This is a genomic window from Streptomyces sp. NPDC029151 (assembly GCF_055564315.1).
The window spans coordinates 116173-131351 of record NZ_JBVHWQ010000007.1; the positions used below are offsets into that span (position 1 = coordinate 116173).

14 protein-coding genes are annotated in these 15179 nt (G+C 71.2%); 1 reads left to right on the top strand and 13 read right to left on the bottom strand.

The window, feature by feature from the left end:
* Positions 1 to 37: 37 nt before the first annotated feature.
* The 6 genes from carB to pyrR form a co-directional block, all read right to left on the bottom strand.
* Positions 38 to 3346 carry a carbamoyl-phosphate synthase large subunit gene (gene carB / locus ACZ4VF_RS25405; RefSeq protein ID WP_467928762.1) on the bottom strand — a complete coding sequence of 1103 codons (3309 nt, stop codon included), beginning with the start codon at positions 3344 to 3346 and terminating at the stop codon, positions 38 to 40.
* Positions 3339 to 4481, bottom strand: a complete 1143-nt coding sequence (carA, locus tag ACZ4VF_RS25410; RefSeq protein WP_467928764.1) for a glutamine-hydrolyzing carbamoyl-phosphate synthase small subunit — start codon at positions 4479 to 4481, stop codon at positions 3339 to 3341. Before carA ends, carB begins: the two co-directional genes overlap by 8 nt.
* Positions 4478 to 5038, bottom strand: a complete 561-nt coding sequence (locus ACZ4VF_RS25415; RefSeq protein ID WP_467928765.1) for a PH-like domain-containing protein — start codon at positions 5036 to 5038, stop codon at positions 4478 to 4480. Before ACZ4VF_RS25415 ends, carA begins: the two co-directional genes overlap by 4 nt.
* The gene (locus tag ACZ4VF_RS25420; RefSeq protein ID WP_467928766.1) at positions 5035 to 6321 is read right to left on the bottom strand and encodes a dihydroorotase; all 1287 of its coding nucleotides are present in this window, start codon (positions 6319 to 6321) and stop codon (positions 5035 to 5037) included. The genes ACZ4VF_RS25415 and ACZ4VF_RS25420 overlap by 4 nt, the downstream gene beginning before the upstream one ends.
* 5 nt (positions 6322 to 6326) lie before the next feature.
* Entirely contained in the window at positions 6327 to 7298 is a 972-nt protein-coding gene (locus ACZ4VF_RS25425; protein ID WP_467928768.1) for an aspartate carbamoyltransferase catalytic subunit, read from the bottom strand.
* 90 nt (positions 7299 to 7388) lie between these two features.
* A complete protein-coding gene (pyrR, locus tag ACZ4VF_RS25430) occupies positions 7389 to 7985 on the bottom strand; it encodes a bifunctional pyr operon transcriptional regulator/uracil phosphoribosyltransferase PyrR (protein ID WP_467928769.1) in 597 nt (198 codons plus the stop codon).
* A 263-nt stretch (positions 7986 to 8248) separates the two neighbouring features.
* Here pyrR and bldD point away from each other — a divergent pair, with 263 nt between their 5' ends.
* On the top strand, positions 8249 to 8752 hold the full coding sequence (gene bldD, locus ACZ4VF_RS25435; RefSeq protein WP_014671524.1) for a transcriptional regulator BldD: 504 nt from the start codon (positions 8249 to 8251) through the stop codon (positions 8750 to 8752).
* A 184-nt stretch (positions 8753 to 8936) separates the two neighbouring features.
* Here the strand turns inward: bldD and nusB are convergent, their stop codons facing one another.
* The 7 genes from nusB to aroC form a co-directional block, all read right to left on the bottom strand.
* Complete coding sequence (gene nusB, locus ACZ4VF_RS25440; protein WP_189300531.1) at positions 8937 to 9371, bottom strand: transcription antitermination factor NusB; 435 nt, start codon at positions 9369 to 9371, stop codon at positions 8937 to 8939.
* A 2-nt stretch (positions 9372 to 9373) separates the two neighbouring features.
* Positions 9374 to 9940: an elongation factor P gene (gene efp / locus ACZ4VF_RS25445; RefSeq protein ID WP_467928771.1), complete on the bottom strand. Its 567-nt coding sequence runs from the start codon at positions 9938 to 9940 to the stop codon at positions 9374 to 9376.
* 44 nt (positions 9941 to 9984) lie between these two features.
* Positions 9985 to 11091: an aminopeptidase P family protein gene (locus ACZ4VF_RS25450; RefSeq protein WP_467928772.1), complete on the bottom strand. Its 1107-nt coding sequence runs from the start codon at positions 11089 to 11091 to the stop codon at positions 9985 to 9987.
* Between the two features lie 91 nt (positions 11092 to 11182).
* Entirely contained in the window at positions 11183 to 12157 is a 975-nt protein-coding gene (locus tag ACZ4VF_RS25455) for a Pro-rich N-terminal domain-containing protein (protein ID WP_467928774.1), read from the bottom strand.
* Positions 12158 to 12320: 163 nt separating this feature from the next.
* Complete coding sequence (gene aroB / locus ACZ4VF_RS25460) at positions 12321 to 13412, bottom strand: 3-dehydroquinate synthase (RefSeq protein ID WP_467928776.1); 1092 nt, start codon at positions 13410 to 13412, stop codon at positions 12321 to 12323.
* Positions 13409 to 13891 (bottom strand): shikimate kinase, encoded by a 483-nt coding sequence (locus tag ACZ4VF_RS25465; protein WP_467929165.1) that lies wholly within the window; start codon positions 13889 to 13891, stop codon positions 13409 to 13411. The genes aroB and ACZ4VF_RS25465 overlap by 4 nt, the downstream gene beginning before the upstream one ends.
* Positions 13892 to 13923: 32 nt before the next feature.
* The gene (gene aroC / locus ACZ4VF_RS25470; protein ID WP_467928777.1) at positions 13924 to 15108 is read right to left on the bottom strand and encodes a chorismate synthase; all 1185 of its coding nucleotides are present in this window, start codon (positions 15106 to 15108) and stop codon (positions 13924 to 13926) included.
* Positions 15109 to 15179 lie beyond the last annotated feature (71 nt).

Genomic DNA, 15179 nt, shown 5'->3' on the forward strand with positions numbered 1-15179 from the left:
AGGGGGACACCGTTTCCGGTGTCCCCCTCAAGGGCTGCTAGTCGCGGGCTGCGGTGAGGTGTTCCGCGTGTTCCTGGAGGGAGCGGACCCCGACGTCGCCGTGGTGGAGGGCGTCGATGCCCTGGACGGCGGCGGCGAGTGCCTGGACGGTGGTCAGGCAGGGCACGGAGCGGGCGACGGCGGCGGTGCGGATGTCGTAGCCGTCGAGGCGGCCGCCGGTGCCGTAGGGGGTGTTGACGATGAGGTCGACCTCGCCGTCGTGGATGAGCTGGACGATGGTCTTCTCACCGTTCGGGCCGGTGCCCTCGGACTGCTTGCGCACGACGGTGGCGTTGATGCCGTTGCGCTTGAGGACCTCGGCGGTGCCGGAGGTGGCGAGGAGCTCGAAGCCGTGCGCGACCAGTTCACGGGCCGGGAAGATCATCGAGCGCTTGTCCCGGTTGGCGACCGAGATGAACGCCCGTCCCTTGGTGGGCAGCGGCCCGTAGGCACCGGCCTGCGACTTGGCGTAGGCGGTGCCGAAGACGGAGTCGATGCCCATGACCTCACCGGTGGAGCGCATCTCCGGGCCCAGGACGGTGTCCACACCGCGGCCGTGGATGTCACGGAAACGCGACCACGGCATCACGGCCTCCTTCACCGAGATCGGCGCGTCCAGCGGCAGCTCACCGCCGTCACCCTGCCGGGGCAGCAGCCCTTCGGCACGCAGCTCGGCGATGGTCGCGCCCAGCGAGATCCGGGCGGCGGCCTTCGCCAGCGGCACCGCGGTCGCCTTGGAGGTGAAGGGCACGGTCCGCGAGGCACGCGGGTTGGCCTCCAGGACGTAGAGGATGTCACCGGCCATCGCGAACTGGATGTTGATCAGCCCGCGCACGCCGACCCCGCGCGCGATGGCCTCGGTGGACACCCGCAGCCGCTTGATGTCGAACCCGCCCAGCGTGATCGGGGGCAGCGCGCACGCGGAGTCACCGGAGTGGATGCCGGCCTCCTCGATGTGCTCCATCACACCGCCGAGGTAGAGCTCCTCGCCGTCGTAGAGGGCGTCGACGTCGATCTCGATCGCGTCGTCCAGGAACCGGTCCACCAGCACCGGCCGGGAGGCGCTGATCTCGGTCGACTCCGCGATGTAGGAGGCCAGCCGGGTCTCGTCGTAGACGATCTCCATACCGCGTCCGCCCAGCACGTAGGAGGGGCGGACCAGGACGGGGTAGCCGATCTCGTCCGCGATGGCCTTGGCCTCGGCGAACGTGGTGGCCGTGCCGTGCTTGGGCGCCGGCAGGCCCGCCTCCGCGAGGACCCGGCCGAAGGCGCCCCGGTCCTCGGCCGCGTGGATGGCCTCCGGAGACGTGCCCACGATCGGCACACCGTTGTCCTTCAGGGCCTGGGAAAGGCCCAGCGGGGTCTGGCCGCCCAGCTGCACGATCACGCCCGCGACCGGGCCGGCCTGCTGCTCGGCGTGGACGATCTCCAGCACGTCCTCCAGCGTCAGCGGCTCGAAGTACAGGCGGTCGGAGGTGTCGTAGTCGGTGGAGACGGTCTCGGGGTTGCAGTTGACCATCACCGTCTCATAGCCCGCATCCGACAGCGCGAAGGAGGCGTGGACACAGGAGTAGTCGAACTCGATGCCCTGCCCGATCCGGTTCGGCCCCGACCCCAGGATGATCACCGCGGGCTTCTCGCGCGGCGCGACCTCGTTCTCCTCGTCGTAGGAGGAGTAGAAGTACGGCGTCCTCGCCGCGAACTCCGCCGCGCAGGTGTCGACCGTCTTGTAGACGGGGCGGACACCGAGCGCGTGCCGGACCTCGCGGACGACGTCCTCGCGCAGCCCACGGATCTCCGCGACCTGCTGGTCGGAGAAACCGTGCCGCTTGGCCTCCGCGAGCAGCCCGGCCGTCAGCTCAGGCGCCCCGGCCAGCTCGTCCGCGATCTCCTTGATCAGGAACAGCTGGTCCACGAACCACGGATCGATCTTCGTGAACTCGAAGACCTCCTGCGGGGTGGCGCCCGCCCGGATGGCCTGCATCACCGTGTTGATCCGGCCGTCCGTGGGACGCACCGCCTCTTCGAGGAGGGCGGTCTTGTCGCCGGGGTCGCCCACGAAGGTGAACTGGCTGCCCTTCTTCTCCAGCGACCGCAGCGCCTTCTGGAACGCCTCCGGGAAGTTCCGGCCGATCGCCATCGCCTCACCCACCGACTTCATCGTCGTGGTCAGCGTGGAATCGGCCTGCGGGAACTTCTCGAACGCGAACCGCGGCGCCTTCACCACCACGTAGTCCAGGGTCGGCTCGAAGGAGGCCGGGGTCTCCTGCGTGATGTCGTTCGGGATCTCGTCCAGCGTGTAGCCGACGGCCAGCTTCGCGGCGATCTTCGCGATCGGGAAGCCGGTCGCCTTCGAGGCGAGCGCCGAGGACCGGGAGACGCGCGGGTTCATTTCGATGACGATGACCCGGCCGTCCTCCGGGTTCACCGCGAACTGGATGTTGCAGCCACCGGTGTCGACGCCGACCTCGCGGATGATCGCGATACCGACATCGCGCAGCACCTGGTACTCACGGTCGGTCAGCGTCATCGCCGGCGCCACCGTGATCGAGTCACCGGTGTGCACACCCATCGGGTCGAAGTTCTCGATGGAGCAGACGACCACGACGTTGTCGTGCTTGTCCCGCATCAGCTCCAGCTCGTACTCCTTCCACCCCAGGATCGACTCCTCCAGGAGCACCTCGGTGGTCGGGGACAGCGTCAGGCCCTGGCCGGCGATCCGGCGCAGCTCCTCCTCGTCGTGCGCGAAGCCGGAGCCGGCACCGCCCATGGTGAAGGAGGGGCGGACGACGACCGGGTAGCCGCCGAGGGTCTCGACGCCCTGGAGGACGTCGTCCATGGAGTGGCAGATGACCGAGCGGGCCGATTCGCCGTGCCCGATCTTCCTGCGGACCTCCTCCACGACGTCCTTGAACAGGTCGCGGTCCTCGCCCTTGTGGATCGCCTCCGGCTTCGCGCCGATCAGCTCCACACCGTACTTCTCCAGTACGCCGTTCTCGTGCAGCGAGATGGCGGTGTTGAGGGCCGTCTGGCCGCCCAGGGTGGGCAGGAGGGCGTCGGGGCGCTCCTTGGCGATGATCTTCTCGACGAACTCGGGGGTGATGGGCTCGACATACGTGGCGTCGGCGATCTCCGGGTCGGTCATGATCGTCGCCGGGTTGGAGTTGACGAGGACGACTCGCAGGCCCTCGGCCTTCAGGACCCGGCAGGCCTGGGTGCCGGAGTAGTCGAACTCGGCGGCCTGGCCGATGACGATCGGGCCGGAGCCGATGACCAGGACGGACTGGATATCGGTGCGCTTAGGCACGCTGGCCCTCCATCAGGGAAACGAAGCGGTCGAAGAGGTAGGCGGCGTCGTGCGGGCCGGCTGCCGCTTCGGGGTGGTACTGGACGGAGAAGGCCGGCTGGTCGAGCAGCTGCAGCCCCTCCACGACGTTGTCGTTGAGGCAGACGTGCGAGACCTCGGCGCGGCCGAACTTGGTCTCGCTGACCTTGTCGAGCGGCGCGTCCACGGCGAAGCCGTGGTTGTGCGCGGTGACCTCCACCTTGCCGGTCGTACGGTCCTGGACCGGCTGGTTGATGCCCCGGTGGCCGTACTTCAGCTTGTACGTGCCGAAGCCGAGGGCGCGGCCGAGGATCTGGTTGCCGAAGCAGATGCCGAACAACGGCGTCTTGCGTTCCAGGACGGCGGTCATCAGCGCGACCGGGCCGTGGGCGGTGGCCGGGTCGCCCGGGCCGTTGGAGAAGAACACACCGTCCGGGTCGACGGCGTAGACGTCGTCGGCCGTGGCGGTGGCGGGCAGGACGTGCACCTCGATGCCGCGCTCGGCCATGCGGTGCGGGGTCATCCCCTTGATGCCGAGGTCGATCGCCGCGACGGTGAACCGCTTCTCGCCGATCGCCGGGACGACGTACGCCTCCTTCGTCGCCACCTCCTCGTAGAGGCTCGCGCCCTTCATGTGCGGCTGGGCCTGCACGCGCTCCAGCAGCTCCGCCTCCGGGGCGATCGCCTCGCCGGAGAAGACGCCGGCGCGCATCGAGCCACGCTCACGCAGATGGCGGGTCAGCGCCCGGGTGTCGATGCCCGAGATCCCGACCACGCCCTGCCGCTCCAGCTCCTCGTCCAGCGAGCGCCTGGCCCGCCAGTTCGACGGCACGCGCGCGGGGTCGCGCACCACGTAGCCGGAGACCCAGATACGGCCCGACTCGTCGTCCTCGTCGTTCCAGCCGGTGTTGCCGATCTGCGGGGCCGTCGCCACCACGATCTGACGGTCGTACGACGGGTCGGTGAGCGTCTCCTGGTAGCCGGTCATCCCGGTGGAGAACACGGCCTCGCCGAAGGTCTCCCCCACGGCCCCGTAGGCACGCCCGCGGAAGATGCGGCCGTCCTCCAGGACGAGTACGGCGGGAACCCTTGCGGCTCCCCTGGTGGAGGTCGTCATCGTGCGCCTTCCGTGTCGTTGGTCATCTGGTTCAGGGTGTCGACCCACTCGGTGTGCTCGGCCGCGTGGTCGGAGCGGAAGCCGGAGTCGATCAGCTTGTCGCCGTGTGCCCAGGTCACCACCAGCAGTCCGCCCTCGGTGAGGACCTTGCCGGCGATGCCCTTGTCCAGGCGGGCGCCGCGCAGTGCGGCGGTCGGGACGAAGAAGTCGGTCGCTCCGGGGCGCTCGACCTCCAGACCCGCGTCGGTCAGGGTGAGCTGGGCCCGGCTGCGGGTGCCGAGGCCGTGGGCCACGATGCGGTCCAGCCACTGTCCGGCGGTGGTGGAGCCGTGGTAGCGGCCGCTCATGCTCAGTCTGGCCGGGCCGGTCTCCTCCGGCGCGCCGGGCAGCGCCGGCAGGTCGCTCTGGAGGGTGCCGCGCCACTTCCAGCCCTCGCGCATCAGCCAGTAGACGAGCGCGATGAAGAGGACCAGTCCGACGAGCCAGCCGATGCGGGCCGGCCAGTCGGTGACGTCGGCCGACCTCTTGGCCTCGGCCAGCAGGATTACAGGTGTCACGTGAGCTTCCCGTCGACGAGCGTGGCCTTGCCCCGCAGCCAGGTGTGCGTCACACGGCCCGGCAGCTCCCGCCCCTCGTAGGGGGTGTTGCGGCTGCGCGAGGCGAAGCCCGCGGGGTCCACCTGGCCACGGTATGCCGTGTCGACCAGGGTGAGGTTGGCGGGCTCACCAGCCGAGACGGGGCGGCCGTGGCCGGTGGCCTGTCCGATCTGCGCGGGCTTGAAGGACATGCGGTCGGCGACGCCGGCCCAGTCCAGCAGGCCCGTGTCGACCATGGTCTCCTGGACCACCGACAACGCGGTCTCCAGGCCGACCATGCCCATGGCGGCGGCGGCCCACTCGCAGTCCTTGTCCTCGTGCGGGTGCGGGGCGTGGTCGGTGGCGACGATGTCGATCGTGCCGTCGGCGAGCGCCTCGCGCAGGGCCAGCACGTCGCGTTCGGTGCGCAGCGGCGGGTTGACCTTGTAGACCGGGTTGTAGGTGCGCACCAGCTCGTCGGTGAGGAGCAGGTGGTGCGGGGTGACCTCGGCGGTGACCTGGATGCCGCGGGACTTGGCCCAGCGGACGATCTCGACGCTGCCGGCGGTCGAGAGGTGGCAGATGTGGACGCGGGAGCCGACGTGGTCGGCGAGCAGGACATCGCGGGCGATGACCGACTCCTCGGCGACGGCCGGCCAGCCGCCCAGGCCCAGCTCGGCGGAGACGACGCCCTCGTTCATCTGGGCGCCCTCGGTGAGGCGCGGCTCCTGGGCGTGCTGGGCGACGACTCCGCCGAAGGCCTTCACGTACTCCAGGGCGCGGCGCATGATCACGGCGTCGTCCACGCACTTGCCGTCGTCGGAGAAGACGGTGACGCCGGCGGCGGACTCGTGCATGGCGCCCAGCTCGGCGAGCTTCCGGCCCTCCAGGCCGACGGTGACGGCGCCGATGGGCTGCACGTCGCAGTAGCCGTGCTCGCGGCCGAGCCGCCAGACCTGCTCGACCACACCGGCGGTGTCGGCGACGGGGAAGGTGTTGGCCATGGCGAAGACGGCCGTGTAGCCGCCGCTCGCGGCCGCACGGGTGCCGGTGAGGACGGTCTCGGAGTCCTCACGGCCGGGCTCGCGCAGGTGGGTGTGCAGGTCGACCAGGCCCGGCAGCAGCACCTTGCCGCCGGCCTCGACGACCTCGGCGCCCTCGGCACTCAGACCGGCGCCCACCTCGGCGATGGTCTCGCCGTCGATCAGGACGTCCTGCGGCTCGCCGCCGAGCACCTTCGCACCACGGATCAGGATCTTGCTCATGGGGGTTACTTCTCCTCAGTGCGGGTCTGGGCGGGCTCGTTGCCGCCGAGCAGCAGGTACAGGACGGCCATCCGGATGGAGACGCCGTTGGCCACCTGCTCGACGGCGGTGCAGCGGTCGGAGTCGGCGACCTCGGCGGTGATCTCCATGCCGCGGACCATCGGGCCGGGGTGCATCACGATGGCGTGCTCGGGCAGCCTGGCCATGCGCTCGCCGTCGAGGCCGTAGCGGCGGGAGTACTCGCGCTCGGTCGGGAAGAAGGCCGCGTTCATGCGTTCGCGCTGGACGCGGAGCATCATCACCGCGTCGCACTTGGGCAGCGCGCTGTCGAGGTCGTAGGAGACCGTGCAGGGCCAGGTGTCGACGCCGACCGGGACCAGGGTGGGCGGGGCGACCAGGGTGACCTCGGCGCCGAGGGTGTGCAGCAGGTCGACGTTGGAGCGGGCGACCCGGCTGTGCAGGACGTCGCCGACGATGGTGATCCGCTTGCCGGACAGGTCCTGGCCGAGCCCGGCGTCGCGGCCGAGCAGCCGGCGGCGCATGGTGAAGGCGTCCAGGAGGGCCTGGGTGGGGTGCTGGTGGGTGCCGTCGCCGGCGTTGATGACGGCGGCGTCGACCCAGCCGGAGTTGGCGAGGCGGTACGGGGCCCCGGAGGCGCCGTGCCGGATGACGACGGCGTCGACGCCCATGGCCTCCAGCGTCTGGGCGGTGTCCTTCAGGGACTCGCCCTTGGACACCGACGATCCCTTGGCGGTGAAGTTGATGACGTCGGCGGAGAGCCGCTTCTCGGCGGCCTCGAAGGAGATACGCGTGCGCGTGGAGTCCTCGAAGAAGAGGTTGACGATCGTCCGGCCGCGCAGGGTCGGCAGCTTCTTGATCGGCCGGTCGGCGACCCGGGCCATCTCCTCGGCGGTGTCGAGGATCAGGACGGCGTCGTCGCGGGTGAGGTCGGCGGCCGAGATGAGATGACGCTGCATCTGTCAGGCTCCGTAAGGCAGTTCAAACGGGAGAATTGGGGCAAAGCAGTGCGCGTGGGGGCATGCCGGAGCGGCCCTGCGCCTGGATTGCTACTGGCCGGCCTTCGCACCGAGCAGCACGGTGTCGCGACCGTCCTCCTCGGCGAGCTGGACCTTGACCGTCTCCCGCAGCGACGTGGGGAGGTTCTTTCCGACGTAGTCGGCACGGATGGGCAGTTCCCGGTGACCGCGGTCGACCAGGACCGCGAGCTGCACCGCACGCGGGCGCCCGATGTCGTTCAGGGCGTCCAGGGCGGCGCGGATGGTGCGCCCGGAGAAGAGCACGTCGTCCACGAGGACGACCAGCCGGCCGTCGATGCCGTCACCGGGGATGTCGGTGCGGGCCAGCGCACGCGGGGGGTGCATGCGCAGGTCGTCGCGGTACATCGTGATGTCGAGGGAGCCGACCGGGATCGTGCGGTCGGTGATCTGCTCCAGCTTGGCGGCGAGCCGCTGGGCGAGGAAGACGCCCCGGGTCGGAATGCCGAGGAGCACCACGTCGTCGGCGCCCTTGGCGCGCTCGACGATCTCGTGGGCGATACGGGTCAGCACCCGTGCGATGTCGGGGCCCTCCAGAACGGGCCGGGCATCGGACGCCTGCGGACGCGCGGGCGTGTCGTTCTTGTCGTGCTTGTCTTGCTTGTCCATACGAAACGGACCTCCTTCTCCGCCTCACGGGACGGACCTTAAAGGACGTCGGAATTGCGCCATCCACCGTAGCAGGTCACCGGGCGGCCCCTCGCCACCCCCCTGTCACCCGCTTGGGTCAATCGGCCACCACTACCACGGAAGAGTCGGTGTGGACCATTCGGCTTGACGCAGGAGAATCACGCTGCGTAACCTCACAGTGAGTTACCAGCCGCGCGGCGGGAAGACAGCCGGCCGCGTCGACACAGTGTCCGGGGAGCTATATGTCCAGCGAATACGCCAAACAGCTCGGGGCCAAGCTCCGGGCCATCCGCACCCAGCAGGGCCTTTCCCTCCACGGTGTCGAGGAGAAGTCCCAGGGTCGCTGGAAGGCCGTGGTGGTCGGTTCGTACGAGCGCGGCGACCGCGCCGTGACCGTGCAGCGACTGGCCGAGCTGGCCGATTTCTATGGCGTTCCGGTGCAGGAGCTCCTGCCGGGCACCACGCCGGGCGGCGCCGCCGAGCCGCCGCCGAAGCTGGTCCTGGACCTGGAGCGGCTGGCCACCGTGCCGGCCGAGAAGGCGGGCCCCCTGCAGCGCTACGCGGCGACGATCCAGTCCCAGCGCGGTGACTACAACGGCAAGGTGCTCTCCATCCGCCAGGACGACCTGCGCACACTCGCCGTCATCTACGACCAGTCCCCCTCGGTCCTCACCGAGCAGCTGATCAGCTGGGGCGTGCTGGACGCGGACGCACGCCGTGCGGTCGCCACGCACGAAGAAGCGTAATCACGCTCCCCAGCAGAAACGTGCCGCCGGGGTGGCCGGAACCATACGGTTCGGGCCACCCCGGCGGCCTTTTCGCGTGCGCTGAGACCGCGCTGGAGACCGGCGGGGCCGGGACGGCCGGGAGACGCCGGAGGGCCCGCCGCACGAGTGTGCTGCGGGCCCTCCGACGAGGCGTGCCGGGCGGTTACGCCTCGTCCCGGCGCAGGGACGGCTTGAGTTCCTTCAGCCGGCCCAGCAGACCGTTGACGAACGAGGGCGACTCGTCGGTCGAGAACTCCTTCGCCAGCTGCACCATCTCGTCCAGGACGACGGCGTCCGGGGTCTCGTCGACCCAGATCAGCTCGTACGCGCCCAGCCGCAGGATGTTGCGGTCCACGACCGGCATACGGTCGAGCGTCCAGCCCACCGCGTACTGGGCGATCAGCTCGTCGATCCGCTTCGCGTGCACGGCGTAGCCCTCGACCAGCTGCATCGTGTACTCGCTGACCGGAGGCTGCCGGGTGTCGGACCGGGAGAGCCGGATCCAGTCCGCGAGGACCGTCAGGACGTCGGCGCCGCGCTGGTCGCCCTCGAAGAGGATCTGGAAGGCGCGCTTGCGGGCCGTGTTGCGGGCAGCCACGGTTAGCTGTTCACCCGGCCGAGGTAGTCGCTGCTGCGGGTGTCGACCTTGATCTTCTCACCGGTGGTGATGAAGAGCGGGACCTGGATCTGGTGGCCGGTCTCCAGGATGGCGGGCTTGGTGCCACCGGTGGAGCGGTCGCCCTGGACGCCCGGCTCGGTCTCGGCGATGGTCAGCTCCACGGCGGCGGGCAGCTCGACGAAGAGGACCTCGCCCTCGTGCTGCGCGACGGTGGCGGTGAAGCCCTCGATCAGGAAGTTCGCGGCGTCGCCGACGGCCTTCCGGTCGATGTGGAGCTGGTCGTAGGTCTCCATGTCCATGAAGACGAAGTACTCGCCGTCCATGTACGAGAACTGCATGTCGCGCTTGTCGACAGTGGCCGTCTCGACCTTGACGCCGGCGTTGAAGGTCTTGTCGACCACCTTGCCGGAGAGCACGTTCTTGAGCTTGGTGCGCACGAAGGCCGGGCCCTTGCCGGGCTTGACGTGCTGGAACTCGACGACGGACCAGAGCTGGCCGCCTTCGAGCTTGAGCACCATGCCGTTCTTGAGGTCGTTCGTGGAAGCCACGGTTGCGGAATCTCCTGGACTGACGTACGACCCCGGGTCACGCGCTACAGCGCGAGCAGCTCCTTGGTCGTGATGGTGAGTAGCTCGGGTCCGCCGTCCGCCTCGGGGCGTACGACGAGCGTGTCATCGATCCGGACACCGCCCCGGCCCGGGAGGTGGACCCCCGGTTCGACGGTGACCGGCACGCAAGCGTCCAGTTTACCCATGGCCGAGGGAGCCAACTGCGGGTCCTCGTCGATTTCGAGTCCGACACCGTGACCGGTCAGCGGTGGCAGCGCTTCCGCATAGCCCGCGGAGTCCAGTACCTGGCGCGCCGCGCGGTCCACGTCGCGGTAGGCGGCGCCGGGTGCCAGGAACTCGCGGCCGGCCCGCTGGGCGGCGAAGACCAGGTCGTACAGCTCGATCTGCCAGTCGGCGGGCGAGGTGCCGATGACGAAGGTGCGGCCGATCTCGCAGCGGTAGCCGCGATAGGTGGCGCCCAGGCAGACGGAGAGGAAGTCGCCCTCCTCCACGCGCCGGTCGGTGGGGCGGTGGCCGCGGCGGCCGGCGTGCGGTCCGGTGGCCACGGAGGTGGGGAAGGCCGGCCCGTCGGCGCCGTGGTCGACCAGCCGCCGCTCCAGCTCCAGGGCCAGGTGGCGTTCGGTGCGGCCGACCAGGATGGACTCCAGCAGCTCACCGAGGGCCTGGTCGGCGATCTCCGCGCCGATACGCAGGCAGGAGATCTCCTCCTCGTCCTTGACCACCCGGAGCTGTTCCACCGCGCCGGCGAGGTCGGTGAGGCGGAGTTTCGGGGCGACGGAGGCGAGGGCCCGGTGACGGGCCACGGTGAGGTGATGCTCCTCGACCGCCAGCGAGTCGGCGCCCTGGGCGGCGGCGGAGCCGGCGGCCACGACGGCGGTGTCGCCGCCGTTCGGCGGCAGCACGTGCAGGCGCACGCTCTCGTCCGGCCGGCCCTCGTAGGGACGGTCCTCCGGTGGGCTCGCGCACACCAGGAGGTCCTCGCTCCGGCCGAGCAGCAGGGCGGAGCCCTGCGGGGCTGCGGCGGCGAGGTAGCGGACGTTGGCCGGACGGGTGACGAGCGCTGCCGCGGTGCCGGCCGCGTTGAAGTGGTCCCTCAGCCGGGATCGGCGGTTCGCGTACACCTCTGACATGAGATGAGCGTAGGAGCTTTGCCCGGATTGTGCCGATCGGGAGGGGCCGACCGGGGTTGCGGGGGCCGTGGGGACCGCCGCGCCCCCCTTCTCACCAGCTCGGAGGGCTCGCGATCGCTCTCGACAGGACCTCGTCCAGGACCCGGGCGGTGCCGGGGACGTCCAGCTGGGAGTTGTCGATGATGGGCAGGCCCGAGCCGTACCAGCCGGCCATGCGGCCGTGGATGCGGGCCACCTCCTCGTCGGTGAGGCGGCGGTTGCCGGTGCGTTCGGCGTTGCGCTCCAGGACGATGTCGAGGCCCGGGAGGAGGACCACCGGAAGCAGGCCGGGGCCCACGTGCCGCTTCCAGCCGCCGAGGCCGACGACCGGGCGGTCCGGGAAGACGGCGTCGTCCAGGATGCAGGAGATGCCGTTGGCGAGGAAGTTGCGGGCGGCGAAGCCGCAGGTGCGGCGGGCCAGGCGGTACTGGGCCTCCGAGTTGTCGTTCCAGCCGGCCTGAGGGTCGGCGAAGCCCGCGCGGACCCACTCGCGGACGTCGTCCAGGCTGATGTGGGCCGTGGGGACGCGGCGGTGGTCGGCCCAGTACTTCGCGACGCTGGTCTTGCCCGCACCGGCCGGGCCGATGAGCAGGACGGCGAGCGTGGTGGCCGTCGGGTCGGGTCCCGCGGCCGCGGTGGGCGGCGCCGCGGGCGTGCCGACCGCACCTCCGGGTGGCAGCGGGACGTGCCCGGTGCTATCGGAGGCCGTGAGGCCGGAGGCGTGCTGCGGTGGCGGGGGCGGCGGCACCGGACCGGCGGGGGCGGTGGGCTGATGGGGAGCCGGGGGCTGGTGCGGCTGATGGGGAGCCCGGGGATGCTGCGGCTGGGGCGAAGCGGGGGGCTGGTGCGGGGCCGGCGGCACGGGGCCCGACGGGGCGGCCGGGAACCCGGGTGCCGGAGGCGGCGGGGGAACGGGGGCGGGCCCCGGCGCGGCTCCCGGGTGGTGTGCGGCCGACGCCCAGCCGGCGTGCGGCCCCTGCCCCGGCTGGTGGGGCGACGGCAGCGGAGACCCCACTGCGTGCTGCATCCGTTGCCACTCCGTCTCGTCCAGGCAATTCGTGCCGGCAGCGGGGGCGCCCCGCCGCCTACCGAACGGTACCGTCCCCGGCCGTCGTTTGGTGAAACGGCCGGGGACGGTCCGAAGTGCCCGGTGGGCGGGGGAAATCGGACGCGGGGAAGCAGTCCGGGACTTACTGGCCGACCTCGCCGTAGGCGGCGAGGAGGACGGCCGGGTCCGGGCTCTCCAGGACGGTCGGCCTGGCCAGGCCGTCCAGGACGATGAAGCGCAGGCGGTCACCGCGGGACTTCTTGTCGACCTTCATCGTCTCCAGCAGCTTGGGCCACTGGTCGTAGCGGTAGTGCAGCGGCAGGCCGACGGATTCGAGGATGGTGCGGTGCCGGTCCGCCGTGGCGTCGTCCAGACGGCCCGCCAGCCGGCCCAGTTCGGCGGCGAAGTGCATGCCGACCGCGACCGCCGCGCCGTGCCGCCACTTGTACCGCTCGTTCTTCTCGATCGCGTGGCCCAGCGTGTGGCCGTAGTTGAGGATCTCCCGCAGGCCGGACTCCTTCAGGTCCGAGGAGACGACGTCCGCCTTGACCCGGATCGACCGCTCGATCAGCTCGGCCGTGTGCGGGCCCGCCGGGGTGCGGGCACCCTCGGGGTCGGCCTCGATCAGGCCCAGGATCGCCGGGTCGGCGATGAACCCCGCCTTGATGACCTCGGCCAGGCCGGAGACGTAGTCGTGCACCTGGAGGGAGTCCAGCGCGGCCAGGTCGCACAGCACACCGGCCGGCGGGTGGAAGGAGCCGACCAGGTTCTTGCCCTCGGCGGTGTTGATGCCGGTCTTGCCGCCGACCGCCGCGTCCACCATGGCGAGCACGGTGGTCGGTACGGCGATCCAGCGCACCCCGCGCAGCCAGGTCGCGGCGACGAACCCGGCGAGGTCGGTGGTCGACCCGCCGCCGACGCCGACGATGACGTCGGTGCGGGTGAAACCGCACTGGCCCAGCGCCTTCCAGCAGTAGGCGGCGACCTCGGCGGTCTTGGCCTCCTCGGCGTTGGGCACCTGGATGGCGACGGCCTCGTACCCCTGCTCGGCCAGATCGGCGCGCAGCGCCTCTCCGGTGTCGGCCAGCGCCTCCGGGTGGATCACGGCGACGCGCTTGGCCTGGTTCCCGATCAGTCCGGCCAGCTCGCCCAGCAGCTGCCGGCCCACCAGCACCTCGTACGGGTCGGTGCCCGCGGTACCGGCGACCGGGATCCGGGTGACTGCCTCGCTCATACCTGCTTCAACTCCACTGCGTCCAGCGCTGCTTGGGTTACCTCTTCGGGGGTACGCCCGTCGGTGGCCACCACCGCGGTGGCGACCTCCTCGTACAGGTGCCGGCGCGCCTCCATCAACTCCCGCCACTGCTTGCGCGGGTTGACCGCCAGCAGCGGGCGGGCCACGTTCAGGCCGGTCCGCTTCACGGCCTCCTCGACGTCCATCGACAGGTAGACCACCCGGTGCCCGGCGAGCAGGGCGCGCGTGTCCGGGTCGAGGACCGCCCCGCCGCCGAGCGCGACGACACCGTCGTGCTCGGTGAGCGCGGCGCGTACGGCGGCCTTCTCGACGGCGCGGAAGGCCTCCTCGCCCTCGTCGACGAAGATCTCGGCGATGGTGCGGCCCTGGGCGGCGACGATGTCCTCGTCGGTGTCCCGGTAGCCCACGCCCAGACGCCCGGCGAGCAGCCGCCCGACGGTGGACTTGCCCACCCCCATCGGGCCGACGAGGACGACCGCGGGTCCGCCGCTCACCTGATCCCCAGGCTGTCGAGGTACGACTGCACGTTGCGGCGGGTCTCGGGGACGGAGTCGCCGCCGAACTTCTCCGCGACGGCGTCCGCGAGGACGAGCGCCACCATGGCCTCGGCGACGATGCCGGCGGCCGGGACGGCGGAGACGTCCGAGCGCTGGTGGTGGGCCTGGGCGGGCTCGCCGGTGCTGACGTCGACCGTCTTCAGGGCGCGCGGCACGGTCGCGATCGGCTTCATCGCCGCGCGCACCCGCAGCAGCTCACCGGTGCTGAGGCCGCCCTCGGTGCCGCCCGAGCGGCCGGAGACGCGCCGGATGCCCTCGGGGGTGTTGACGATCTCGTCGTGGGCCTGGGACCCGGGCACACGGGCCAGCTCGAAACCGTCGCCGATCTCGACGCCCTTGATGGCCTGGATGCCCATCAGGGCGGCGGCCAGGCGCGCGTCCAGCCTGCGGTCCCAGTGCACGTGCGAGCCGAGCCCGACCGGGACGCCGTAGGCCAGGACCTCGACCACACCGCCGAGGGTGTCGCCGTCCTTGTGGGCCTGGTCGATCTCCGCGACCATCGCCTTCGAGGCGTCCGCGTCGAGGCAGCGCAGCGGGTCGGCGTCCAGCTTCTCGACGTCGGCCGGGGTGGGGTAGACGCCCTGCGGGGCCTTCACGGAGCACAGTTCGACCACGTGGGAGACGATCTCGATACCGGCCGTCTCCTTCAGGTAGGAGCGGGCCACGGCACCCAGCGCGACGCGCGCGGCGGTCTCCCGGGCCGAGGCGCGTTCCAGGATGGGGCGGGCCTCGTCGAAGCCGTACTTCTGCATCCCCGCCAGGTCCGCGTGGCCGGGGCGCGGGCGGGTCAGCGGCGCGTTGCGGGCGAGGCCGGCCAGTACCTCGGGATCGACCGGGTCGGCGGCCATGACCTGCTCCCACTTCGGCCACTCGGTGTTGCCGACCATGACCGCAACCGGGGAGCCGAGGGTCAGGCCGTGCCGCACCCCGCCCAGGAACGTGACCTCGTCGCGCTCGAACTTCATCCGCGCACCGCGGCCGTAACCGAGCCGCCGCCGCGCCAGGTGATCCGCCACCATCTCCGTGGTGATCGGCACGCCGGCGGGAAGACCCTCCAGCGTCGCGACAAGTGCGGGACCGTGGGACTCCCCCGCGGTCAGCCAACGCAGCCTGCTCAACGGTGCTCCTCAGTGTTCGCGTCCGGTACTGCCCTGCGTACGCGCGTCCTCGCGCACGGCGACGGCGCCAC